The sequence below is a fragment of the Congregibacter brevis genome (genome assembly GCF_045689245.1).
Taxonomy (GTDB): domain Bacteria; phylum Pseudomonadota; class Gammaproteobacteria; order Pseudomonadales; family Halieaceae; genus Congregibacter; species Congregibacter brevis.
Window position 1 is genome coordinate 1,328,963 of sequence record NZ_CP136865.1, and the last position, 24,905, is coordinate 1,353,867.

Here is a 24,905-nt window from a genome sequence, read left to right on the forward strand (position 1 = left end):
AGAGCGTATCACTGCGCGGTGTATCCGCCATCGATGACCAGTTCTGATCCGGTCATGAAACTCGATTCATCAGAGGCTAGGAAAGCAACGGCATTTGCTATTTCGTCCGCTTGACCGAGGCGGCCAATGGGATGTGCGGCGATCAGTAACTGATGCATGTCTTCACCGTCTTCGCGATCTTCCAGGGTCTGCGTTACGAGCGGCGTCTCTACGAAGCCCGGGTGAACTGAGTTGACGCGTATATTCAACGGCGCCCATTCCAGCGCGGCAGACTTGGTGAGCAGTGTCACTGCACCTTTAGAGGCGCAGTAGGGAGCGGCCCCGGGCAAGCCAACCTTACCTAGGATCGAGCTAATGTTGATGACTGATCCTCCGCCGCGTTTTTCGAGGGCTGGCCCAGCGTAGCGTAGCCCGAGAAAAACGCCATCCAGGTTTATTGACAGCACGCTATGCCATTTTTCCAGATCAAGGTTCATAAGATCGGTGTTGTCACTGGCGATGCCTGCGTTGTTCACCAGGATATCTAAACCACCAAAGCTCTCGACTGCGAGGCTTACTGCGCGATCCCAATCGTCTGGCTTGGTGACATCGTGGTGTACCGCTATAGCCTTCGCGCCGATCGCAGTGAGCTTTGTCGTGAGTGTTTCCGCGCCAGCTTGATCAATATCCGTGAGTATCAGCGCAGCGCCGTGCTCAGCCAGTTTTCGAGCAGAGGCTTCGCCTATGCCGGATGCTGCACCTGTTACGAGGGCGACCTTTCCGGCCAGTGTTTGATCTGTCGTGGACATTGAAAAAGCTCCTTATTGTAGTTAGTTACCATCGAATGCCAGCATAGCGGCATAATAGTGAAAGAGATATTCAGTTTATCGGGGTGCCTATGAAGTATGCGGAGCATTTTCGGCCCTTGCAGGTCAGTAATGCCTACGACTCACAAAACGCCCTCTCGCTGGCGCTCGCCTGCGAGCTTTCCTATGCGAGATTGCAAGATATCAAACACTGTGTAGAAATCACCTGGGGTTACCGGTTCTTAGGCCTCGTATCGCGAAAGAAGAAGCCTGACATCGATACCCAGTGTTTCATCATGGCTGACGACAGCAATATCGTTGTGGTTTTTCGTGGCAGTGACTCGGGTAGTGATTGGTTTGCAAACTTTCAGGCCTCGCAAGATCCGGGGCCCTTTGAGAGCACAGGCGCCCATGAGGGCTTTCAGGATTCTTTGTACCCAGCGGTCATCAAGCTTACGGAAATACTCCGTGAAGATTCGACGGAGCGTCGCCGACTCTGGATAACTGGTCACAGCCTCGGGGGCGCCTTGTGTTCGTTGTTTGCGGGAATGCTTCTGGAGAACAAAATCAATGTCTACGGCGTATACACCTTCGCCAGTCCGCGCCCGGGAAACGAGAAATTTGCATCCGCACTTAACAAAAAGATCGGCGGCCCTCATTATCGTGTGGTGAATTCTGGCGATGTTGTTCCCCATGTGCCGCCAGAGCCGTTCTTTAGTCATCCCGGTTCAAGGGTCATACTGAAGCACAATCACAAAAAACGTACTAAGGGCTCCTGGTTGGATGAGCGTATAGCCGCATTGAAGAACTTTGTACACATGACTGGCAAGCGCTTTGATATCGCCGACAATCATCGACTGACGACGGCCAGTAACAGTTATGTACCAAGACTGCTGAAGGATCTTGCTCGTGAACAGCGAGTGAAGGGTAGATGACTGAGCCTCAGCCACCAGGGCTCACCGATGTTCCCGAGACCATGCTTTGGACGCTTTATAGCCGTGCGCAGGAAGCGATGCGGACAGACGGGGTTTTTTCAGACAGCAAAGCAATAGAAATCTATCGGGGGCTCGATTATGACTTTGAGCGCAGCTTTGGGCGGAGTAACCCCATGGCTGCGCTGCGTGCAAAACTGTTTGATGAGCGTGTTTCCGCCTTCCTTGCGGATAATCCTGACTCCACCGTCGTCAACCTTGGGGAGGGTTTGGAGACTCAGCGGTATCGACTTGCCGAAGAGGTGTGTCATTGGTACACCGTAGATCTACCGGAGGCCATTGCGGTCAGGGAGCGGTTTATTTCTCCTGATCATAAGCATGAGCACATTCCCCTATCGGCTACTGATAGAGGGTGGATGGAGGTAATTCCCGACGATCGCCCGGTATTGATCGCTGCGCAAGGCTTGTTTATGTACTTTCGTGAACAAGATGTGAGGAACCTTCTGAGGGATATGGCCGCTCGGTTCCCGCAGTGCCATATCGTGTTCGATGTGATTCCCAATTGGGTGTCTCGAGCGTCTTTGGTGGCAAGGGGGCTACCCTTAACACGACACTATCGTACGCCGGTAATGCCCTGGGGTGTTCACCGGTTCATGTTGCCCAGGCAACTCAAAAGCTGGGTTGGACGTTCCTGTGAGCTTGAGTTCATTGATTATCCGAGCTTTCCCCGGGGTGTTACTAAGCTGGCAAGTTCGATGGTACCTCTAGTGCCAGGCGCCAGGCACTGGATGCCCATGGTCGTGGAGATCAGGCCAGGGTGAGCTGAGGGCCCAAACCTTTACTTTCCGCTGCTCGCTTTTCACAGCTGACTTTTCGCAGTTCACCGTTCACCGTTCGCAGTTCACCGTTCGCAGCTCACCGTTCGCCGCTCGCCATAAGCGTGTTGTCCTGTTATAAGACTGCCGGTCTTTGTAGAGCGCTCATTAGCGTCGATTATGGTTTTTTCCACCACATCATTCCTGTTCGTATTTTTGCCGCTGTTTTTGCTGTGCTATGCCGTACTGCCATGGCGAAACCTGACGGCGCTGGTTTTCAGTCTCTTGTTTTTTGCCTGGGGGGAGGGCGCTTACGTCCTACTTTTGCTGGGGACGGTAGCTTTTAACTATCTCATCGGCCAGCGGTTGGAGGAGGGTAATCATCGTTTCCGATTTCTGGCGCTGGGGGTTGCGGCCAACTTATTGGTGCTCGGCTACTACAAGTACTTCGGCTTTCTTATTAGCGGCGTGCTGGAGCTCCCTATCCCGGAGCAGGATATTCCTCACCTGCCGTTGGGTATTTCGTTCTTCATATTTCAGTCGATCTCTTACCTCATTGATGTTTACAGAGGCGATTCGCCAAAAGCACGCTCATACTTCGATCTGGCACTTTACATCGCGATGTTCCCTCAGCTTATTGCTGGCCCAATTGTCCGCTATTCCACCGTTGCCGAGGCGATTCGTACTCGCCAGATTTCGTCCTACGATGTTTACCGGGGTGTGATCCTTTTTGTAGTAGGGCTGAGCTACAAGGTTCTCATCGCCAACAACGCAGCAGAGGTCGCGGACACCGTTTTTGGCTTTACCTCGAAACAGCTGTCGACGCTTAATGCCTGGACGGGGATAGTCGCTTACACCTTGCAGATTTTCTTTGATTTTGCCGGTTACTCCCTGATGGCCATTGGGATTGGTCGGGTGATGGGTTTTCACTTCCCCAAGAATTTTGATTTTCCTTACATGTCCCGCTCGATTACTGAGTTCTGGCGACGCTGGCATATGTCGCTATCCTCCTGGTTCCGCGACTATCTCTACATCCCGCTCGGCGGTAACAGACACGGTAAGCTACGGACGTATATCAACTTGTTTACGGTGTTCTTGTTGTGTGGATTTTGGCATGGCGCCGCGTGGACGTTCATCATCTGGGGTGTTTTTCACGGCGTTATTCTGGCAGTGGAGCGCGCCGGGCTCGGCCGACTTCTAAGGGTGCTTCCTCGTCCAGCGCAACATATCTACGCCTTGCTTTTAGTGATGATTGGTTGGGTTGTTTTTCGGGCCGAAAACTTTAGCCACGCAAGCTATTACCTGCAGGCTATGTTCTTTGATGTTCCCGCTAAGGGGATTAGTTTTGTGCGCCTGGTGAGTAACGAGAACTTGGCTTTTATGCTGCTGGGTCTTCTGCTCTGCATGCCGGTGCTTGAGGGCTTGCGAGTCTTCAGGAATGGCGAGGATTTCAGCGATAGTGATGCTCTCCAGCTTACGACCGTTTCTGCTGTAGCGAATGGTCTTGTCGCGCTCGTCTTGCTCCTCGTGTGTTCGATGTACATCATGTCAGGCACTTACAATCCATTTATTTACTTCAGGTTCTAGCCAGTGAGTGAGCAGACCGAAAGTGAAACAGTAGGATTCGGCAGTCGCACTAGACTGGCCATAGCAGCGGTTGCCCTGGTGTTTCTTTTGCCCGCGGTTGCTGGTTTTTTTACGGACCATAAGGCTCGCCAAAACTGGGAGAAACGTGAGTTGGCAGCTCTTCCTGATGTCAGGCAAGCGGGGTCAGCCAAAATGTTTTTTCCTGAGCTTGAGTCGTTTGTTAACGACCATGTTGGCTTCGCCATGTCTCTCAATAAAACTTATCGGATGCTTCAGTTCTATGTGTTTGGCGACAGGCCTGTTGCCAATGTGGACGTGGGCGAAGATGGGTTTGTGTTCTTCAATGCCCACAGTGCAACGCGGCCGCACGCGGCGCTGCGCAAGTCCTGCATCCCCAGGATGCCGCAGGTGAAGAGCGTTGAGCTGGCAATGGAGCAGTTTGGTTCTTCTGTTCGGCGACGCGGTGCTACCATCAGTTATGCCTTAGTGCCCTCCAAGCCGCTGTTGTATCCGGATCGTCTTCCGCGAACCGTGCCTGCGCCGGTCCGAAGAGCCTGCACATCTCTTGATCCCATGCTGAGCACCGCTGGGTTGCTAAAAACAAGATCTGCGGGGAAAGACTACTTGATTCACTTCCCCGTAGAAGAGCTACTTGAGCTTCGTGATGAGCCGGCGTTCTACCCGCCGGGCAACTTCCATTCTGCGAGCATGATCAATCACGTGTTTGCCAAAGGCTTGTTGAGATCATTGGGTATCGAGCCGGGAGATAGTTACTCCAAGGGTGCCAGCCTTGGAGAAATTGGTGCGGATATGCGCGTCATGGGATTTACGCGTAGGGTCGAAGCCTGGCGGTATCCTTATGCTGACTACGGCATAAAGGTAAGTAGAGCGAAACCCGAGTGGATTAAACGCTACTACACTCGGGCACGAGATTTTGGGCGTTACGTGTCAGCGAGGCCCGCGTCTTCGCGCTCAGCACTGCTCCTCTCAAATTCCTTTGGTGCGTTTGTGGCTCCGCATATCGCTCCGGGCTTCAAGACGCTGACACACGTTAATCTCAATGCCCTCCAGAAAGACGAGGCCGAGACCTTTATTCAGCAGATGATGGATAGGCTCAAGCCCGATGACGTCATCGTGTTGTCCCATGATGGCGGGATACCTAACCCAGCGCTGAAGATGCTCGCCGAAGCGCAGTTTTAAACCGCGTTTGCCTTCGCTCTTTCGGGGGATTTAGCACACTTCTGAAGAACTCTGGGTGATTAGGGTGTTCGCAAAGTAGCGACAGGTATTGATCATGGACAAATGATCAGACCGCTTGTCTCAGCCCTAATCGTACTTGCTGTGGGAGCTTGCTTCGCTGCAGATGGTTTTGCTGCCGGTGGCGGGGCTGCGATTAATAGCAAAGCGCTTCAGCGTTGTGTTTATATTGATGACAAGATCGAACACTACACCCGGTTGCGTCGCAAAGGCGGCTCTAATGCCCAAATGGCCTCATGGCGTAAATCTCGAAGTCGTTATGAGGACGAGTTTCGTTCGGCCCGTTGCCGCCAGTTCAGTCATTTTTTGCGTCGCAAAAATCGTTAAGTGCTCTGCAAAAAACGCTAAGCTCTCGCTTGGTGATCATTAGAGAGAGTCAAATGTTCAGAAACGTACACACAAGAATACAGCGTACAGCGCGGTGGGCAGCGACAGCGCTTTTACTGCCTCTATTAACAGCATGTATTGGGACGCCTGAGGGTGTTGTCGCAGTGCAGGACTTTGAAGCTGATCGATACCTCGGGCGCTGGTACGAGATTGCACGCTTAGATCATAGCTTTGAGCGGGGCCTGAGAAACGTCACCGCCGAGTATGCCTGGCGAGAGGATGGCTCTGTGCGAGTGTTTAATCGTGGCTATAACACTGAAGATTTGGAGTGGAGCGATATTGAGGGCAAAGCGAGCTTTGTCGACGATGAAAGCGAAGCCCATCTAAAGGTTTCATTTTTTGGTCCTTTCTATGCTTCCTATGTGGTGTTTGAGCTTGAGCGCGAGAATTACGAGTACGCCTTTGTCTCGGGTTTTAATCGAGATTATCTGTGGCTGCTTGCTCGCACACCGACGGTGTCTGATGCACTACGCGCAGAGTTCGTCGAGAGCGCCTCGGCTCTTGGCTTTAATACAGATGACCTTATATGGGTCGATCAATCACCCATGGAAGGGGATCGTCAGGAGTGACAGGGCGGCATCAAAAAAGGCCCGGCGTTGCCGCGGGGCCTTTTTAGTTCAAATCGGCGAGTGCTTAAGTACCGCTGACTTCTAGTAACTCCCACTTGCCCACCTCGTTGTCGCGCTCGGTGTAGCGGTAGCGAACTTTGCTGCCATGAGCCGCGCTTTCAACGGTACTGGTATCCGGAGTGCTGATGAACTGTACGCGGCGACTCTTGCTACGTCGATTCATGCTGCAGCCAGCTTCGGTGCCCCGGCGTGCATTGCGGAAGTTGACGTATACCGGTTGCCCTAGTTCCTGGGCTTTCCGCATATCAACGGTCCCTTCGAGGATGCAGTCTTGCGTGATTTCAGCGCTTGCTTGTAATGGTAATAACGATAGGCCTATGGCGCTTGCTGCGATGAGCAGGCTGCTCTTTATGCCTGTGATGCTTTTGACGCTCTTCAGTGAGCGGGTGTCTGATTTTTGTGTGTTGTACATTTGTTTCTCCTTCGCCTCACGGCGATGCGGGTCGCGCAGATGTCTCGATTCGTCGGGCTTATACAGCCGTTCCCGATCTTTGTTTTTCCGTCCGATTCTTTATTATCGCGCCTATCCTAGGGTTTAAATTTAATGCCATCGTTGCTCAGCTCCTCATAACCTTCATGATTCCATAATTTAGTGCAGCGAATTGTTACAGACTGTCACATAAATGAAATATAGCTGTGCTAGGCAGATTTGTAGTTTATGTCGAATCTGACCTAAAAAGCTATAGTTTTCATAAATTTGTAATAATTTTGTCATATTCGGTCGAACTTTTTGTGTGTTACGCAAAGAATCCCTGCATGAACCACCGCTGCTTTCGACGTTCGTGAAACACCCAGAAACGCTGTCCCTGTCCATTGCGAGCAACAAAATAATCACGACTGGTGCTGCGCTCCCACCAGCCGTCTTCGATGCGTTCTGGTCCATAGATTAGTTCCAGGCGGCTTCCCCAGAACAGTAGATCTTCGCCCTCATGACGCAGCGCTTCTGGTTCGGATAACAGCCAGAACGGCCTTTGGGCCGTGCCGACAGGGGGTAGGGTGCCGGGAGTCCCCGTCGCAGCTTTCGCAGAGCTATGCTCTGGTAAATGCGCATCGCGATGATGAAGGCTGTTAACTGCCTGGGAGCCCAACCGATTGCTTAGCAGGTCAACCAGCTGGCTGGTGGATTCCGACTGACTGGCTTGGCGAAAAAGATCTCCACTGGTTGGTTGTGCGGACTCCAGAGACTCGGCCCGCAGCTGTACCAGTTCCACTTCTTGAGTAAAAGGCTGTCGTTCCAGGCGCAGTCGGGTTAGACGATACCAGTCTTGTCGTGGGGTGCGCGCTTCGCTGGTACGCACGTCCAGCACTTCCCGGTAACTGTTTAAGCCTGAAAAATGCCAGACGATTTGCCGAGTTTGTAGTTGTCGTTGACGAAGGTAATCCTCCAGGGATGCCAGGAGTTGTTCCAGAGCGGGGCCTAGTTCATCTTGGTTTTGCACGGGATAGCCCAAGGGGTAGCTGTCTACAAAGCAGTGGGGAGGTTCAAAGTGGACAGGCGGTGCAACCACCTCGCCACTTAAATGTTGAAGAAGCTCTCGGAACTGCGCTCCGCAGCGGCGGTTTAAAGATGCGCTGGGTAGGGCGAGGACTTCTCCAAGAGTATTGAAACCGCTGCGCTGTAGTATCTCGAACTGCTCGTGTAAGGGCTCAAGTGTTTGTAGGGAGATGTTGTTGAGCTGTTCTCCCTGGGAGTAATCACTTGATGCAAGGCCGTGACTATTTGTATGCGAAAAAGCCCAGGCGGCCAGTGGCGTAGTACCCAAGGCAATGTCAGCGCTGTAACCGCGACCGGCGAGGCCTTGTCGGGCGTGACGAGTAATGGCGTCGCTGCCCCCAAAAAGCCTGAGAGAGCCGCCAATTTCAAGCATCAGGCAGTCTCCTCTAAATGGGTAGAGGTGCGGGGTGATGCCATAGGCCCAGCAACAAAGGCTTTCGAGAGCCTGTACCTCAGCATCGGGATCTCGGGGTAAAAGCTGCAGGGGGCTCTCACCCGCGAGACTGCGGGCTGCTACCGGGTCCATGCCGGGCTCCAGACCCAGGAGGCTAGCCGTTGCGTTGACGGCATAGATGCGCTGCCGGTCTACGACGGCGAGGGCTTGGGGGCGCCGCTGAGGAAGGCATTGAACAGCCAGCTCGCTAAGGCGCAGGCATAACCAGAGTTGCATGTGGATATTCTAAGTGCTGTATATTTATACAGTACTTAATTTTCTGCTGTATGGCGATACCTGTTCAGCGAAAAGACTGGGTTTTAGTTCATGCCTCGCTCTAACAGGTAGCTGATAGCTATCTTGATCACAAAGCCCAGAACACCCAGCGCAAGCGCAAGATAGAGGATCATCGTGCCAAATACGCCGGCGTTACTGCGCTTGGCGAGATCCCAGACGATAAATACCATGAATATAATCAGACCGCCGACGCCAATGGTGACGCCGTACTCTGTTAACCATTGATCCATGAAAGCTCTAGTCGTCTACCGCAATGTTTGTGCTCAGCGTGCTTTCGGCTATCAGAGAGTTTGTAATCAGGCAGCTTTGCTCGGCTTTGTGCAGAAGCTTCTCGGCCTTCTCGATGTCAGTGCCCGCGGGAATGCTAAGCGTGGCCTCCACGTTGATCCCCGTGAATCTCGTCACCCGCTCTACACGGTCCAGGGTCCCTGATGCCTTGCACTGAAGATCGCTCCATTCCAGTTTCGACGCGCGGGCGATGGCCCGGAATGACAAAATAAAGCAGTCCGCTACTGCCGCGACGAGTAATGACTCTGGTGACCACTTGTCGCCTGGTCCACCAAACTCGGCGGGTGGCGCAGTTACAATTTCTGAGACGTTCTCAGCGGTGAGTATAACGGGACTGTCAGCTGTGGCGCTGCCGTTAACCTGATAGTGATGGGGGAAATCTTGCATAGAGGCTATTCCTGTCCACAAAAGCGAAGGTCATTAAGTGCCCGCATTTTAGGGCAGAGCACTCATGACAGGAATAGGCGGATAAACTCAAGGTTTACTGTTTTTACAGGTAACCAGTTGGTCTAGGAGGCGACACGGCTCGCTGGAGATAACTCGTCTTTCGGCAACTCCCAAAGCTGAGGCTGGTGCGGAATATCATCCTCTGGGGGTAAATAGACATCGATGCCCTGCATGCCGCTGCGCTGTTTGAGGATATGTACCTGCCTGTAAGCATTCATCTGTAAGCGCAACGCTGCCGGGGCATGTTGATGTGCAGCGTCCTGAGACCGGAATAACACGGCTAAGGTGTTGCCGCGTGCAGCTGCCAGCTGGAGTCTCCGCAGCTCAGCATAACGATACTCGCCATTTCCCAGCCAGCTGAAAACTACGCTGCAGGTGCCGCTGCGCAAAGCTTGTTCGGTGCTCCAGAGCAGTTCTTCACGCTCTCGGGGGTGAACCAGGAGCACTTTCTGGGTGTCTACTCCTCGAGCTGCAAGGAGGGGGGCGTAAGGAGTATAGGGGGGGGCGATGAATGCCTGCCAGCGCTCTTGCTGACTGAGGCCTTCCATGGCCGGTAGAAATAAACCCATAGCGCCCATGCCTGAGGCGTCACTCATGACTTCGATACAGGTGCCCAAGGGCCAGCCCTGCTCACACAGACGAGCATCCAGTGCACCAAAACCGGTAGGGATGCGCTGATGGTAGTGAAGGTCACTGTTCGCAGCGCTATCGGCGCTATGCTGTTTGTCCTGGGTATTATCAATGTGTGGCGAACTGGCAAGATCGCTATAACCGAGCCAGGTATCACGGCGGCTTATGACGCTGTGCAGGCTCTCAGGGACTTCCTTTGCGGCTAGGCGCCCGGACAACTGATGTACAGGATTACTGAGTGGGTTGTTGTGTGGGTTGTTGTGTGGGTTGTTGTGTGGGGTGCCGTATAAAGTATTACCTGAATCCTGATACATCGCTGCTCTCCAAAAGTACTGTATATAAAAACAGTAGTCTTAAAGTGAGCATCCTGCAAGTAAATACTTTTGACCTGTCGCCTATTAAGACATGTTACTACCGGAGCTTCGCGCAGGTCGCTATTGAGTCTGTCTAGCTGCCAAAGGCCTCGGGGTGCTGGCAACCGTCATCGCCAATCTCATCCCAGTCAGCCTTTGAGTCCACAAAAATGTGGTGCTTTACCGCGAGAGACTCACTGCCTTCCAGGAGGAGGCCTGCGGGAACAAAGGTGCGCTCGGCATCATTGGCGCCAGGGAGGCGTGATCCACAGTGGCGACAAAACCATGTTTGCCAGTCGACATCCGGTTTCTTCCACGTGGCAATGCTGTCTTCACCCGCTGTCCAGCGAAACGCTGTGTTATCAACGACGATAACGGCTATGCCATTACTCCCCGTGGATCGTCGGCAGATCGAGCAATGGCAGACATAGATATCTGAAACGTCCGTGTTGATCTCAAAGCGCACTGCGCAGCAGTTACAGGCGCCGGTGATTGCTAAGGGTGGTTTTTCGGGGCCTGTCACACTAGGCCGATCGCGACAGTGTGGGTTTGCCGTCTCGCGCAAGTCCCGCAATAAGCCACTCTGTTTGCTCCCAAGGATCGCCCTGCGCGTAACCCTTGATGCAGCCATCGACATGGGCCGCCAGGGATAGCAGTTCTTCGCAGCTGGCAACAGAGTGTCTGCGCATGGCCGCCTGAATTACCGACTGGCGGCTTTTCCAGACACGGGCTTCGTTGAGCGCTTGCATGGGCTGGCGTCCAGCTTCAACGGCCTGCATCAGACCTCGCAGTAGGCGCAGCTCTCGAATCAGCCCCCAAAGTAATGCGGGTGGCTGGGTGCCTTCGGAACGCAGACCGTGAAGCATGCGTAGGCTGTCGTCGGAGCGTCCTCCCAAGGCTACGTCGATGAGCGCAAAGGTATCGAAACGCGCACTATTAGCCACCGCATGCGCCACTTGCTTGGCGGTCACCATACTGTCGCCGGCCAGCAAGCGGAGCTTCTCAAGTTCCTGCACCGCAGCCAGCAAATTGCCTTCGACCCTTTCGGCAAGGAGCGTCAGGCCATCACGATCAATGGACAAGTTAATGCTTCGCGCGCGACGTTCGAGCCAGCGCGGGAGCTCCTCTGCATTTACTGGCCAGAGCTGGATCGTGGCGCCAGCCTGATCAATGGCCTTGTACCACTTACTGTTCGTGCTGGCTTTGTCGATCTTCCCAGCGACTATCAGCAGTGTGTCGCTTTCGGGAGCATGATCGAGATACTCCTGCAGGGCTTTGCTGCCCTCCGTGCCCGGTTTACCGTTGGGGATACGCACTTCAATGAGCCGCTGCTCTGCGAATAGCGACATGCTGCTGGAGTCCTGCGTAAGGTCTTGCCAGCTGAAGCTTCGGTCGCTGCTATCGACGACGTGGCGTTCATGGCAGCCGGCGCGACGTGCAGCGGCGCGCACCTGATCGGCACACTCCTGAACCAATAGTGTTTCGTCGCCGCTGATGAGATACACGCGGTGGAGTTTTCGATCGAGGTCCTGGGCAAGCTTCTCGGGATAGATGCGCATAGTCCGATGCTATTCGACGTTAGCAGCGAAAAAGCTGATCCTGCGCAGGATCTGCGCGGCGAGCTCTCGGCGCAGCTCGCCTTGGAGCACTCGAACTTCTTCAGCTTTACCCACGACATTTTGAGGGTCGTTTTCCATCTGCTTATTGACTGCAGCAGTAGAGCGCTCCATCACCAATTCGCGATTGCTGTCAAAGACCATGAAATCTGCACTCATCTGCAAATCGAACTCTGCAGCGCGGGCTTGGGCGTTGACCGACAGATTTCGTTGACTAAACATCTCGGGCCCCAAGCGAAGGATATGCTGTGCTTCCTCGCGGGGTACCCAAATAATGCCGCTGGCGCTAAAGGTGGATTCAACGATCCGGGTGAGTTCTCCATTGGGGTCGTTGGAGGCCAGATACATGCGACTCCATTCAGCCGGCATCGCCGAGCCCCCGCCTGTGCCTCGCAATTGAAAACCACAGCCAGCAATGACCAGACACAGCATCATGATCAGCAAAGAGCGGGTTAGTCTGCCACGGACGCTGTTGTTCAAACCATTGCTCCGAATACTGTTTTGTTTGTGAATGCGGTGGCTTACTGCCATAGCATCCAGTTTAACCGACCACGATGTTCACAAGTTTACCCGGCACTACGATCACTTTACGCACCGTCTTGCCCTCCATAAAGCGCAGGGCGTTCTCTTCAGCGAGTGCGGCGGCTTCCAGAGCTGCCTTATCCGCATCGGCCGCAACGTCCATGCGCGCACGGACTTTGCCGTTGACTTGCACTACGATCTCAAGGGTGTCGCGCACCAATGCTGACTCATCGACGATGGGCCAGGCAGCATAGGAGACATCACCATCGCCACCCAGAATTCCCCAAAGGTGATGACAGATGTGCGGCACGATGGGGACCAGCATGCGTACTACTGCATCGAGCCCTTCTTGCATCACCGCACGAGACTGATCGCTTTCTCCCGACAGGCGACCGAGTTCATTACACAGCTCCATAACCGCTGCGATGGCCGTGTTAAACGTCTGGCGTCGCCCCATGTCGTCGCTGACTTTGGCGATGGTCTCGTGAACCTTTCGTCGGGCATCACGCTCATTGTCGTTGAGCGAGTTTGCGTCCAACGCAGGAGCTGATCCCTTATTCGTGTGTTCGTGCACAAGACGCCAGAGGCGCTTTACAAAGCGGTGTGCGCCCTCAACGCCATCTTCGGACCACTCCAGAGATTGATCTGGCGGTGCCGCAAACAAGCTGAAAAGTCGCACGGTATCTGCACCGTGACTATCAATCAGCGATTGAGGGTCAACGGTATTGCCCTTTGACTTAGACATTTTTGCGCCGTCTTTGAGTACCATGCCCTGAGTCAGCAGGCGAGCGAAGGGCTCGTCAGAACTCAATAATCCTTCGTCGCGCATGAGCTTGTGGAAAAACCGCGCGTACAGCAGATGCAGAATTGCGTGTTCGATACCGCCCACATACTGATCTACCGGCAGCCAGTAATCGGCCCGTTCTTTGTCCAGCATGCCATCGGCAAACTCCGGGCAGGTAAACCGTGCGTAGTACCAGGAAGACTGAACAAAGGTGTCAAAGGTGTCTGTTTCGCGCTCACAAGCTTGACCGTCAAGATCAAACTTGCGCCACTCGGGATCTGCCTTGATAGGAGATGCGACGCCATCCATCACCACGTCTTCAGGAAGGAGTGAAGGGAGGCGATCCGCAGGTATGGGGATCTCTCCGCCATCTGCGAGGTTTAGCATGGGGATAGGTGTTCCCCAGTATCGCTGTCGTGAAACGCCCCAGTCGCGCAGGCGGTATTGTGTTGTGACGTTGCCCACGCCTAACTCTTCGAGTCGTGCAGCGATACGCTCAAAAGCCTCATCAAAATCGAGGCCGTCAAAATCTCCCGATGCGGTAAGCGCGCCTTTATCGGTGTAGGCGGTATCGCCGACATCTGCCGCTTGCCCTTCGGTGTCGCAAATCACGGTTTTGATAGGAAGGTCGTATTTGCTGGCAAACTCATAGTCACGCTCATCGTGAGCAGGGACGGCCATGACAGCGCCCGAGCCGTAATCCATGAGTACATAGTTCGCCACCCATACAGGAACCTGTTCTCCGGTGAGAGGGTGAATTGCACGGAGTCCCGTATCCATGCCCAGCTTTTCGGCTTGAGCCATGTCAGCTTCTGCTACCGACGCTTTTTTGCACTCCCCAATAAAGTGATCCAGTGCAGGGTTATCCGCCGCGAGTGCAAGACTAATAGGGTGCTCTGCAGCAAGGCTTACATAGGTGACGCCAAAGAGGGTGTCCGGGCGGGTGGTATAAACCTCAATACGATCTAGCCCCGCGATCGGCTGCTCCAGGCCAAAGGCCAATTCAGCGCCGCGGCTTTTGCCAATCCAGTTGCGCTGCATGGTGCGCACGGCCTCTGGCCATCCGTCGAGCTTATCCAGATCGTTAAGCAGCTCTTCGGCGTAGGCGGTAATGCGGATGAACCACTGGGGAATTTCCCGACGCTCAATAAGGGCACCCGAGCGCCAGCCTCGACCATCTATCACTTGCTCGTTAGCCAGTACCGTTTGGTCTACCGGATCCCAGTTCACAGTGGCCATCTTCTTGTACACGAGGCCTTTTTCGTAGAGTCGCGTAAAAAACCACTGCTCCCAGCGATAATATTCGGGGGTGCAGGTCGCGAGTTCGCGCTCCCAGTCAAAACTGAAGCCTAGTGCCTTGAGCTGCTCACGCATGTGCCCAATGTTGCTGTGGGTCCATTTCGCTGGCGCAGTCTTGTTCGCAATGGCGGCGTTTTCTGCAGGGAGGCCAAAGGCATCCCAACCCATAGGGTGGAGTACGTTTTTGCCCAGCATGCGCTGATAGCGCGCTATGGCATCGGAAATAGAGTAGTTTCGAACATGCCCCATGTGCAGTTTGCCACTGGGATAGGGGAACATTGAAAGGCAATAGAACTTCTCGCCTTCGAGGGTATCGCGCGCTGCGAAGCTGCGGTTTTCGTTCCAGAACGCTTGGGCGTCACGTTCAATATTCCGGGGATCGTAATAGTGTTCCATGGTCTCTGCTGGGTGCTTTTTTTCGAGGGCGCATGGTAGCAGTAAACCCGTTTTCCGGCGAAGTCTCAGTGCTCTTTGTCGGCGTCCCGCCACAGCACTCGGTACATAAGGCTCATACTTCCCAAAAGTAGTCCCAAGGCAATGAGCAAAGGCATTGAGCCAAAACTGGTGAAAGGCGTGTTCCCGAGCATGACCTGGGCGTTGCCCATGAGAGTGCTCTCAACGAATTGCTCGCTGCGCGCCACAAGCTGACCTCGATGATCAATGATCGCTGATACGCCGTTGTTGGTCCCGCGGAGGAGGTAGCGCCCATTTTCTAAAGCGCGCATCCGCGCCATTTGCAGGTGCTGTAGGGGGCCGATGGAGGCTCCAAACCAGCTGTCATTGCTGATGGTGATGAGTAGCTCGGCCTGCTGTGCGCTTTGCGCCACCAGTTCGGGATAGACGATTTCGTAGCAAATAAGCGGTGCTACGCGATGATTGCCCGCCTCCAGTGGACCTTGATGGTTCGAGCCGCGGCTGAAGTTGGACATGGGGAGATCAAAGAAGTCTATGAGCCCCCGTAATTGCGCTTCCAAGGGAACATACTCACCAAAAGGCACGAGCCGTTGCTTGTCATACTGTCCTTTGCCCTGTCCCAGCGCGATGATGCTGTTGAAGTAACGGCCCTGGGTGTCCCGCGTGGGGATGCCAGTGATTAGCACCGTGTCGCTCATACTTGCGCGCCGGGCGATAGGATCAAGAAACTCCCCAGCGCGATCGGCGACCCTTGGGATCGCAGACTCAGGCCACAGCACAAGGTCTTGGGCGAACATGGGGCTGACCGCGCGTTCATATTGGCGGAGAATGTTCTGGTAACGAGACCGATCCCACTTTCGCTCTAAAGGGATATTGGGTTGGTAGATCGCTACGCTTAGCGGTGTCTCGCTGGCGGGGGCCACCCACTCAATGGGTTTGAGCATGAGTCCGCCACCCCACAGTGTGGCGAGGAGTCCACCATAGCTGAGCACCGTTGCTGGTTGAGGGCTTCGCCAGGTTAAGAACGCGCAACTTGCTGTGAAAGCGACGGCAAAAGAAAGTCCGTAAACTCCGGTTATCGGCGCCCAACCCGCGAGCCATGTGTCTACATGGCCATACCCCAGGTACAGCCAGGGGAAGCCCGTAAGCAGCCAGCTGCGCAGCCACTCTCCGAACACCCAGAAAGCGGCAAAACCTAAGAGCATGCCCCCCGGCAGCGGCCTCACTATGCGCGCGTACAGCCATGCCTGAAGCGCGTGTAACAGTCCAAGGCCAGCACAAAAAACCAGCGTCAAAAAAGCAGCGAGGATGACTCCGGCATTGCCGTAGACGTGGATGCTCACATACACCCAGGAAGCACCGGAGCCAAACAGACCAAGGCCAAACAGCCAACCACGCCATATAGCCTGCCGAGGGGTGCAGCTTGCAAGGAGGTAGGCGTACACGGCGCAGCCCACGATGGCAGCGGGCCATAGATCAAAGGGTGCTAGGGATAAGGTGATCATGGCGCCCGCAAGGGGCGCCAATATCAGTACCTGCCAACGGGGCAGAGCACTCGCAGCCGGGCTGGAGCTAAGCGCGCCGCTCATTCCGCGCCGGGGGGACGCAGTCGCAGGCTGTGGATTTTTCGTTGATCAGCATTGATAACTTTGAACTCAAAGCCCTCAATGTGAGTGATTTCGTTGCGCGTTGGCATATGACCAAAGGCGTGCATAACCAAGCCGCCGATGGTGTCGAACTCGTCATCGCTGAAGGCTACTTCAAAATAGCTGTTGAAATCCTCGATGGGAGTTAGCGCCCGCACAAAAAAATCATCGTCGGCGATGCGGCGAATGAACTGATCTTCTTCTTCGTCCGTTTCGTCTTCGATTTCACCCACGATTTCTTCTAATACGTCTTCAATGGTGACCAGGCCGGCGACGCCGCCGTATTCGTCAATGACAATCGCCATATGGTTGCGGTTTTCACGAAACTCACGGAGCAGTACATTGAGTCGTTTACTCTCCGGTACGACAACGGTCTGCCTGAGCAGGTGACGAACGTCAAAGCTTTCACGGTCGTCGGACAGAATCTGCGGAAGCAGATCTTTCACAAGCAAAATGCCCAAAATGTCGTCAGGACTCTCACCGATCACCGGGTAGCGAGAGTGTTTGCTGACGGAGATATGAGGCAGTATCTCGGCGAGGGTGCTTTCTGCTTTGATCACCACCATCTGGGGACGGGGAACCATAATGTCCCGTGCCTGCATGCCGCTGACTTGCATGGCACCATCGATGATCGACATGGAGTCTTCTTCGATGATGTCGTTTTCCATCGCTAGCTGGAGAATCTCCTTAAGATCCTCCCTGCTCTGAGGCTCAGAAGAAAATGCTTGGGCAATACGACCCAAGAGAGACTTTTCTTCATTGCCGTTACGGTCATCGCTCATCAGCGACTTCCTTCCGTAAGGGGCTCAGCGAGAAACGCCGAGTTGGCGTGATATGGACAAGGCCAGCCAAGGGTGGCGAGGGCCCGCGTTTCCAGGGATTCCATGTGTGTCGCCTCAGCGTCAGATTCGTGGTCGAAACCCAGTAGGTGGAGCACTCCGTGGATCAGCATATGATCCCAGTGTGCGGCGAGAGGTTTTTCTTGTGTTGCGGCTTCTTCTTCGACCACCGGGGCACAAATGACAATATCCCCCAACAAATCCACAGTGACATCGGGTGGTAGGTCAGCCGGAAAAGACAGCACGTTGGTCGGCTTGTCCTTGCCGCGATATTGCGAGTTAAGTTGCCGCATCTCTGCGATGTCGACGATGCGAAGTCCCGCTTCCCAGTGTTTGTCTGGCTCCGTTGTCCCCAGTGCCAATGCTGTTTCCGCTGCACGTAAGAGCGTCTGATCATCCGGGGATTGCTCGACAGTCTCGCGAAATACGTCGAGGGTGAGCATCAGGGTTTACTCTTCTCCAGACTCGTGGTGTTCGCGTCGTGACTCTCGTAGGCGGCGACTATTCGCTGTACCAGTGGGTGACGCACTACATCTCTATTAGCGAACCAAGTAAAGCCTATGCCCGGCACATCCTCGAGAATGTTCGCCGCATGCGTAAGTCCTGATTGGGTGCCTCGCGGTAAGTCGATCTGGGTGGCGTCGCCGGTAATAACAGCCGTAGATCCAAAGCCAATACGCGTGAGGAACATTTTCATTTGCTCACGGGTCGTGTTTTGGGCTTCGTCCAAAATAATGAACGAATGGTTGAGAGTGCGACCGCGCATAAACGCAAGAGGAGCCACCTCGATGATGCTGCGCTCTATGTATTTGCTGACGGTTTCAAAACCGAGCATTTCATACAGGGCGTCATAGAGGGGACGCAGGTAAGGGTCGACCTTTTGGCTAAGATCGCCCGGCAGATAGCCAAGCTTTTCTCCAGCCTCGACCGCGGGGCGCACCAGGAGAATGCGACGAACCTGCTCTTCAAGCAAGGCCTCTACGGCACAGGCGACGGCAAGGTAGGTCTTTCCTGTGCCGGCGGGCCCGATTCCGAAGTTGATATCGTTGTTGTGAATCGAGCGAACGTAACTTTGCTGATTGCGCCCGCGGGGCTTAATAGAGCCTTTGCGTGTACGAATCACCTGCAACTGTGACGTGCCGTCGTCGCTGGCCTCGGTTCCCGCATGTTGCAGTTGAAGGTGCAGCGACTCGGGCGTAACGGCGATGCCCTGACACACTTCAGCGTAGAGGTGTTCCAAGAGGGCGCTAGCGACGGCCACAGCTTCAGCGTCGCCTTCCAGCGAGAAGCGATTGCCTCGAGACTGAATCTTTACTTGCAGGCGCTCTTCGATCTGACGCAGGTGCGCGTCAAACTGCCCGCACAGGGCCGCTAGATGTCGTGCATCGTCAGGTTCGAGGGTCAGACCAAAAGGCTGCCCGCCCGGACTGGGAGGTTCTGAGGTCAAATTGTTGTTAGTGGCGCTAGCCATGTACTGTGAACTGCAAGAATAGTCACGAATTCGCCACAGTCAACCCGCAGTTCCGGGTATCAGCTCTCCGCGAAGAGAGTTGGGGAGCGCCTCGCCAATGGTTACGTCGGCAAACTGCCCGATCAGGCTGTGATCGTCCGCACTGAAATTGACCACTCGATTGTTCTCTGTGCGCCCCTGTAACTGACCCGGATCTTTACGAGAAGGGCCTGTGATCAAGATACGCTGGCGCGTACCGACCATATGTCGGCTGATCGCCTGGGCCTGTTGATTAATCCTTGCCTGAAGAATGTGCAGCCGCGACTTTTTGGTGTCTTCGTCCGTGTCATCGTTCAGGTCCGAAGCGGGGGTTCCTGGCCGGGCGCTGTAAATAAAGCTAAAGGACATATCGAAACCTATGTCGTCTATCAGCTTCATAGTCGCCGCAAAATCGGCTTCCGTCTCACCGGGAAAGCCAATAATGAAGTCTGAAGACAGGCTGATATTCGGCCGAATAGCGCGAAGCTTGCGAATCTTCGATTTGTATTCGAGTACCGTGTGGCCGCGCTTCATATTGGCCAGCACTCGATCGGAGCCCGCTTGCACCGGTAGGTGCAGGTGATCCACAAGCTCGGGGATTTCTGCGTAGGCTTGAATGAGCGCCTCGGAAAATTCCACCGGGTGTGATGTGGTGTAACGAATGCGGTCGATGCCTGGAATAGCGGCAACAAAATGCAAAAGTTCTGCGAAATCTACGATGTCGCCTTCGTGGCTTTCACCGCGGTAGGCGTTAACGTTTTGTCCAAGAAGGTTGACTTCTCGAACGCCACGACTCGCCAGACTGGCAACTTCTGCGATTACGTCGTCCAGAGGGCGGGAAACTTCTTCTCCTCGAGTGTACGGCACGACGCAGAAACTGCAGTACTTGCTGCAGCCTTCCATAATTGAAACAAAAGCCGACGGGCCTTCAACACTGGGTTCAGGAAGACGGTCAAACTTTTCGATCTCGGGGAAGGTAATGTCCACAACGAGATTGCCACTGCCCCGGCGTTCATCAAGCATTTCTGGTAGGCGATGCAAAGTCTGGGGGCCAAACACCAGATCAACGTAGGGAGCGCGCTTACCAATGTCAGCTCCTTCCTGGCTGGCAACGCAGCCGCCTACACCAATGATGAGATCGGGGTTTTTCTGCTTGAGATTCTTCCAGCGGCCCAGCTGGTGGAAGACTTTTTCTTGCGCCTTCTCACGGATTGAGCAGGTGTTGAGCAGGATTACGTCTGCGTCATCTTCGCGGTCTGTGGGCACGAGTCCGTGACTGTCCACCAGCAGATCCTGCATTCGCGCAGAATCGTACTCGTTCATCTGACAACCGTGGGTTTTGACGTAAACTTTTTTGCTCACCGCTCCTGACCTTGTGGGCGCCCCTGCGTGTTCAATACTCGCAGCGAGGGCCTTTGAAAAAGGGCCGCGGAGTATAGCGCCGGATGCCGTCGCTGCCCAGAGAATTTGCGGGGGTGTTTCTAGGGAGCAGCTCTCGTTCCTAGACTTGGTGATCGGCGTTTCTTGGGTTGAGAGCGGCTTAGCCCCTACCCAATATGACTAAATGTTGCCAAAGTCGCCGTGTCGGCCGGCGCCGTCAGAAAATTCACCTGCCCCGTCAAAGCCTTCGTTACGGAGTGCGGCGAGGCCGTTGGCCCACTCTACCTTCAGTGCTTCTCTCACTGTTAAACCGTGCGTCTCGTAAATCGAACGTCTGTCGGCTAGCATTGCTTGCTGCGGAAATCTGGCGATTTGGGAGGCCATTTCTAATGCTGTTTCTAGTGCCTTTCCGTCTTCAGTTACCCGCTCGCAAAGTCCAATGCCATAGCTTTCATCTGCGCTTACTTTGCGGCCGGTCAGCGCTATTTCGAGTGCCTTTCCCTCGCCTACAAGCCTCGGCAGCCGAACGGCGCCGCCGTCAGTCAGAGGGATACCCCAGCGACGGCAAAACACGCCAAAATACGCGTTCTCTCCCATCACACGAATATCGCACCACATAGCGAGTTCCATGCCGCCTGCAACAGCAGGTCCTTCGATCGCCGCGATGACAGGTTTGCTAAGCTCCATTCGCGTGGGGCCTAGGCTACCCCGAGGGGCTGGAGCGGAGCCCATTGGGAAATCATAGTCACTAAGGTCTTTGCGTTCGTCTGGCGTTAACGAGGCGGCGTACTTTAAGTCCCATCCGGCGCAGAACTCTCTCTCTGTTCCCGTCAGTACAGCAATTTTTGCATCACTCTTTTCGAACGCCTCGAAGGCCGCGACAAGATCATCGGCGGATTGAGGATCCATAGCGTTGCGTGCTTCGGGTCGGTCATGACGGACTACCCAAACTTCATCACCACGTTCGATAATAATTGCCATTTACGGCCTCTTAGTTTCACCTTCGGATACGACACATACTGTGATCGCAGTTATGCGGGGTCAAGTAAGCTCTGGGTGGTGGTCCTCAACGCAGAGAGGCGCTTGGCTGGCTTTAGAACGGTGTCGCAGAGCGCGAATATCCACGCATAATCATGTAACATTGAGTGACTTGATCTTTTTCTCCGTGCAAAACTCGCACGAAAAAACGTTTAAAGCTCAATACAACATTTTTCCCCGCGTTTCTTAAAGCGTGCGGATAATCCGAGTGAGTAACCGTAGTCCTTATGCCCAGCAGTCCTGTATACAAAGTTATTTTTCAGAATGGCAACCAAGTTGTCGAAATCTTTGCGCGCCAGATTTACCAAAGCGATATGTGGGGCTTTATCGAAGTTGAAGAGCTGCTGTTTGGTGAGCGCTCACAAATCCTTGTGGACCCGGCTGAAGAAAAGCTAAAAACTGAGTTTAGCGGCGTTCAACGCAGCTACATCCCTCTCCATTCCGTGATTCGCATTGATGAAGTGGCAAAAGAGGGCGTTGCCAAGATTTCTGACGTGAAGCCTGGCGAGAACACCAACGTTACATCCTTCCCCATGCCATCAGCGCCAGCGAAGCCTCGTAGTAGCGACGACTAAGTAGCGACGACTAAGCAGCGACGACTGAACACTGATTAGGTCCAGCTTGCCTCGGACACGTCCGACTCCCGAAAAAAGACTCGGGTGATTCGCTCGTTCGAACGCATCCGAGTCAAGCCTATGACGTCATCGCTCGTTCGAGTGCATCCACACCCAGTTTGCTTGCGGAGCGGCGCTTTTCCCTGGCACGAGGCCTGCGCGCCCCAGTCGTCGAAGAGCCAATTCCCCAATGCTTTTTTGGCGATCGACGACTGGGGCGTGTAGGCCGATCAGCCGAGCATAAAAACACAGCACGAATGACGACGTGGCCTGAACATGCTCTATTCCCGAAGAAAGCATTGGTTGCTTCTCTCGTTCGAATGAATTCAGGCCACGTCTAGATTCGAGCGTAGTTCAGACTACTAGTTGAAATCGCCGTGCTGGCCCCCATCTACTCTGTCTAAGCAGAGGATTTCTTATGCAAGACGACAAAACAGATGACCAAAGCTCGCCGGGTTTGGATCTGACCGCTGAGATCGTCAACGATCAGGCTGTACTTAAGTCTTCGACCCCCGCGGTCGCGGACGATGTGTTGCCGGAGTCGCTGTATCTGATTCCCGTGCCCCAACGGCCTTTCTTTCCTGGGCAGGTTCAGCCCGTAGGCATGGATCCTGAGCAGTGGAGTGGCACGATTAAAGCCGTGATGGAGAAGTCTAATGGCGTGGTGGGACTCGCCTATGTCGATCCCAGTCAGTTAAACGGCGCCGAACCACAGCCAAAGAACTTTCCGGAGATTGGTTGCGTTGTTCGACTTCATCGGCCGCCCATGGCGGCAGAAAATCCGGGGCAGTTTCTGGCTCAGGGCGTGCGTCGGTTTCGCATCGTTCGCTGGCTTAGCGACAAAGCTCCCTACCGAGTGCAGGTTGAGTACCCAAGGAGCCAAGGCGATCGCGACAGCGATGACGTCAAGGCTTATGCCATGGCGGTTCTACAGGCAGTAAAGGAGTTGCTGCCACTCAATCCTCTATACAGCGAAGAGTTGCGGCACTACATCGCCAACTTCAATCCTAATCAGCCGAGCCTGCTCGCTGACTTTTCCGCTGCGCTCACCTCGGCAAATGGCGATCAACTTCAGGAGATTCTGGAGACATTGCCCCTGCAGTCACGGATGCAGAAGGTACTCGCCTTGCTCGGCAAAGAGCGTGAAGTAGCGCAGCTTCGCGGCAAGATCACGGAGCAGGTAAACGAGAAGGTCTCGGATCAGCAGCGGGAGTTTTTTCTTCGTGAGCAGATGAAGGTTATCCAGAAAGAGCTGGGTATTTCTAAAGATGATCGCACCTCTGATGCCGAGCGCTTTGAGGCGAGATTAGAGTCGCTCGTGCTGCCCGACACTGTTCGGGAGCGTATTGATGATGAGCTGCAGAAGTTGTCGGTGCTTGAGCCTGGTTCACCGGAATACGGAGTGACGCGGAACTATCTGGATTGGGCAACGCAGGTTCCCTGGGGGCTTACCTCCGAAGACAATCTTGATCTCAAGCATGCTGCAAGCGTCCTTGATACAGATCATGACGGCTTAGACGATGTGAAGGACCGTATTTTGGAGTTCCTGGCTGTTGGCTCCTTTAAAGGCGAAATAGCGGGCTCCATTCTATTACTCGTGGGTCCACCGGGAGTCGGTAAAACGAGTATTGGCCGTTCTGTTGCCAACGCTCTCGGGCGGGAGTTTTATCGCTTTAGTTTGGGAGGCATGCGCGACGAAGCCGAGATTAAAGGCCACAGGCGCACCTATGTAGGTGCAATGCCGGGTAAGTTCGTTCAGGCATTGAAAGAGGTGAAGGTGGCCAACCCCGTCATCATGCTGGATGAGATCGACAAAATCGGAGCTTCTTTCCGAGGAGATCCTGCTTCGGCTCTTTTGGAGGTTCTCGATCCGGAGCAGAACAGTGAGTTTCTTGATCACTACCTGGATTTGCGCGTGGATCTCTCTAAGGTTCTATTTATTTGCACGGCAAATCAGCTGGATACTATTCCCGGTCCTTTACTCGATCGTATGGAAACTCTGCGCCTGTCGGGTTACGTGGCGGAAGAAAAGCTGGCGATCGCACGCAATCACCTGTGGCCCAAACAGCTTGAACGACATGGACTGGGTAGTGAACAGCTCAAGATTAACGACCCGGCACTGAAGTACGTGATTGAGTCTTATTGTCGAGAGGCCGGTGTTCGAAACCTGGAAAAGCAGCTTTCGCGAATCATGCGCAAGTCTATCGTCGGCTTTGTGAAAGGTCGCCGTAAAGGGCGGCGGAAGACTCAGAATGAAGCAGTCGAGAAACGACGCATCGGTAAACGAGATATTGATGAATTACTAGGCAAACCATTGTTTCAGCCTGAAAAGCCCCAACGAGGTATTGGCGTAGCAACAGGCCTTGCCTGGACAGCGATGGGCGGAGCTACACTCCCCATAGAATCTTCGCGTATCCACACACTCAATCGTGGCTTTAAGCTGACGGGTCGCTTAGGCGATGTGATGCGCGAGTCAGCAGATATTGCTTATAGCTTTATCGTGTCGCATCTCAAAGATTATCGCTGCGATCCCGACTTTTTTGATACCAGCATGGTGCATTTACACGTGCCCGAGGGGGCGACTCCTAAAGACGGCCCTAGTGCAGGAATAACCATCGCGACGGCGCTGGTATCGCTCGCTCGCAAGGAGCGCATACGTCGTCCACTGGCCATGACCGGAGAGCTAACACTCACAGGACAGGTATTGCCCGTGGGTGGTATCCGCGAGAAGGTTATTGCGGCAAGACGAGCAAAAATCATGGAGCTAATATTGCCCCATGCGAATCGTCGCGACTTCGAGGAGCTACCCGATTACCTCAGAGAAGGCATAAACGTGCACTTCGCGCGCAACTTCCGCGATGTGTTTGAGACCGTGTTTGAGGATCATCGAACCGGCAAGCCGTTGCATTAATTGAAGTTAGCGTTGTGG

At 54.2% G+C, this 24,905-nt stretch carries 24 protein-coding genes; 8 read left to right on the forward strand and 16 right to left on the reverse strand.

Translation table 11 applies throughout. The features are described 5' to 3' along the window. Positions 1-8: 8 nt before the first annotated feature. A complete protein-coding gene (locus R0137_RS05840; protein WP_407329274.1) occupies positions 9-788 on the reverse strand; it encodes an SDR family NAD(P)-dependent oxidoreductase in 780 nt (259 codons plus the stop codon). Positions 789-877: 89 nt separating this feature from the next. Here R0137_RS05840 and R0137_RS05845 point away from each other — a divergent pair, with 89 nt between their 5' ends. The 6 genes from R0137_RS05845 to R0137_RS05870 all read left to right on the forward strand — a co-directional run bounded on the left by R0137_RS05845 (position 878) and on the right by R0137_RS05870 (position 6,332). Beyond that, positions 878-1,720 carry a lipase family protein gene (locus tag R0137_RS05845; RefSeq protein ID WP_407329276.1) on the forward strand — a complete coding sequence of 281 codons (843 nt, stop codon included), beginning with the start codon at positions 878-880 and terminating at the stop codon, positions 1,718-1,720. Next, positions 1,717-2,538, forward strand: coding sequence for a class I SAM-dependent methyltransferase (locus R0137_RS05850; RefSeq protein ID WP_407329278.1), 822 nt, complete (start codon positions 1,717-1,719; stop codon positions 2,536-2,538). Before R0137_RS05845 ends, R0137_RS05850 begins: the two co-directional genes overlap by 4 nt. 174 nt (positions 2,539-2,712) lie before the next feature. Then, a complete protein-coding gene (locus R0137_RS05855) occupies positions 2,713-4,119 on the forward strand; it encodes an MBOAT family O-acyltransferase (RefSeq protein WP_407329279.1) in 1,407 nt (468 codons plus the stop codon). A 3-nt stretch (positions 4,120-4,122) separates the two neighbouring features. After that, positions 4,123-5,319, forward strand: coding sequence for a hypothetical protein (locus R0137_RS05860; protein ID WP_407329280.1), 1,197 nt, complete (start codon positions 4,123-4,125; stop codon positions 5,317-5,319). A gap of 102 nt (positions 5,320-5,421) precedes the next feature. After that, positions 5,422-5,703, forward strand: a complete 282-nt coding sequence (locus R0137_RS05865) for a hypothetical protein (protein WP_407329282.1) — start codon at positions 5,422-5,424, stop codon at positions 5,701-5,703. Positions 5,704-5,756: 53 nt separating this feature from the next. Next, positions 5,757-6,332, forward strand: coding sequence for a lipocalin family protein (locus tag R0137_RS05870; protein ID WP_407329284.1), 576 nt, complete (start codon positions 5,757-5,759; stop codon positions 6,330-6,332). Positions 6,333-6,396: 64 nt separating this feature from the next. Here R0137_RS05870 and R0137_RS05875 read toward each other — a convergent pair whose 3' ends face one another. From R0137_RS05875 to R0137_RS05945, 15 genes are all read right to left on the reverse strand, one after another. Continuing rightward, a complete protein-coding gene (locus R0137_RS05875; RefSeq protein WP_407329285.1) occupies positions 6,397-6,804 on the reverse strand; it encodes a hypothetical protein in 408 nt (135 codons plus the stop codon). Positions 6,805-7,129: 325 nt separating this feature from the next. Beyond that, entirely contained in the window at positions 7,130-8,557 is a 1,428-nt protein-coding gene (locus R0137_RS05880) for a Y-family DNA polymerase (protein WP_407329287.1), read from the reverse strand. A gap of 83 nt (positions 8,558-8,640) precedes the next feature. After that, the gene (locus tag R0137_RS05885) at positions 8,641-8,847 is read right to left on the reverse strand and encodes a DUF2788 domain-containing protein (protein WP_407329288.1); all 207 of its coding nucleotides are present in this window, start codon (positions 8,845-8,847) and stop codon (positions 8,641-8,643) included. 7 nt (positions 8,848-8,854) lie between these two features. Next, positions 8,855-9,292: an OsmC family protein gene (locus tag R0137_RS05890; protein WP_407329290.1), complete on the reverse strand. Its 438-nt coding sequence runs from the start codon at positions 9,290-9,292 to the stop codon at positions 8,855-8,857. 122 nt (positions 9,293-9,414) lie between these two features. After that, complete coding sequence (imuA, locus tag R0137_RS05895; RefSeq protein ID WP_407329292.1) at positions 9,415-10,296, reverse strand: translesion DNA synthesis-associated protein ImuA; 882 nt, start codon at positions 10,294-10,296, stop codon at positions 9,415-9,417. Between the two features lie 133 nt (positions 10,297-10,429). Beyond that, positions 10,430-10,858 carry a GFA family protein gene (locus R0137_RS05900; RefSeq protein ID WP_407329294.1) on the reverse strand — a complete coding sequence of 143 codons (429 nt, stop codon included), beginning with the start codon at positions 10,856-10,858 and terminating at the stop codon, positions 10,430-10,432. 1 nt (position 10,859) lies between these two features. After that, complete coding sequence (gene holA, locus R0137_RS05905) at positions 10,860-11,894, reverse strand: DNA polymerase III subunit delta (protein ID WP_407329295.1); 1,035 nt, start codon at positions 11,892-11,894, stop codon at positions 10,860-10,862. 9 nt (positions 11,895-11,903) lie between these two features. Next, positions 11,904-12,431, reverse strand: coding sequence for an LPS assembly lipoprotein LptE (gene lptE, locus R0137_RS05910; RefSeq protein WP_407329296.1), 528 nt, complete (start codon positions 12,429-12,431; stop codon positions 11,904-11,906). A gap of 61 nt (positions 12,432-12,492) precedes the next feature. After that, positions 12,493-14,952 carry a leucine--tRNA ligase gene (gene leuS, locus R0137_RS05915; protein WP_407329297.1) on the reverse strand — a complete coding sequence of 820 codons (2,460 nt, stop codon included), beginning with the start codon at positions 14,950-14,952 and terminating at the stop codon, positions 12,493-12,495. Positions 14,953-15,017: 65 nt separating this feature from the next. After that, a complete protein-coding gene (lnt, locus tag R0137_RS05920; RefSeq protein ID WP_407329299.1) occupies positions 15,018-16,559 on the reverse strand; it encodes an apolipoprotein N-acyltransferase in 1,542 nt (513 codons plus the stop codon). Next, positions 16,556-17,398 carry an HlyC/CorC family transporter gene (locus R0137_RS05925; protein WP_407329301.1) on the reverse strand — a complete coding sequence of 281 codons (843 nt, stop codon included), beginning with the start codon at positions 17,396-17,398 and terminating at the stop codon, positions 16,556-16,558. Before R0137_RS05925 ends, lnt begins: the two co-directional genes overlap by 4 nt. Beyond that, a complete protein-coding gene (gene ybeY, locus R0137_RS05930; protein ID WP_407329302.1) occupies positions 17,398-17,898 on the reverse strand; it encodes an rRNA maturation RNase YbeY in 501 nt (166 codons plus the stop codon). The genes R0137_RS05925 and ybeY overlap by 1 nt, the downstream gene beginning before the upstream one ends. Then, positions 17,898-18,926 carry a PhoH family protein gene (locus R0137_RS05935; RefSeq protein WP_407329303.1) on the reverse strand — a complete coding sequence of 343 codons (1,029 nt, stop codon included), beginning with the start codon at positions 18,924-18,926 and terminating at the stop codon, positions 17,898-17,900. The genes ybeY and R0137_RS05935 overlap by 1 nt, the downstream gene beginning before the upstream one ends. 39 nt (positions 18,927-18,965) lie before the next feature. Further along, positions 18,966-20,267 carry a tRNA (N6-isopentenyl adenosine(37)-C2)-methylthiotransferase MiaB gene (gene miaB, locus R0137_RS05940; protein WP_407329979.1) on the reverse strand — a complete coding sequence of 434 codons (1,302 nt, stop codon included), beginning with the start codon at positions 20,265-20,267 and terminating at the stop codon, positions 18,966-18,968. A 237-nt stretch (positions 20,268-20,504) separates the two neighbouring features. Beyond that, positions 20,505-21,305 (reverse strand): crotonase/enoyl-CoA hydratase family protein, encoded by an 801-nt coding sequence (locus tag R0137_RS05945; protein WP_407329305.1) that lies wholly within the window; start codon positions 21,303-21,305, stop codon positions 20,505-20,507. A 284-nt stretch (positions 21,306-21,589) separates the two neighbouring features. Between R0137_RS05945 and R0137_RS05950 the strand changes: the two genes are divergently transcribed. Further along, positions 21,590-21,937 carry a DUF1820 family protein gene (locus R0137_RS05950; protein WP_407329307.1) on the forward strand — a complete coding sequence of 116 codons (348 nt, stop codon included), beginning with the start codon at positions 21,590-21,592 and terminating at the stop codon, positions 21,935-21,937. Positions 21,938-22,394: 457 nt separating this feature from the next. After that, positions 22,395-24,887, forward strand: coding sequence for an endopeptidase La (gene lon / locus R0137_RS05955; protein WP_407329309.1), 2,493 nt, complete (start codon positions 22,395-22,397; stop codon positions 24,885-24,887). Positions 24,888-24,905: the final 18 nt, after the last annotated feature.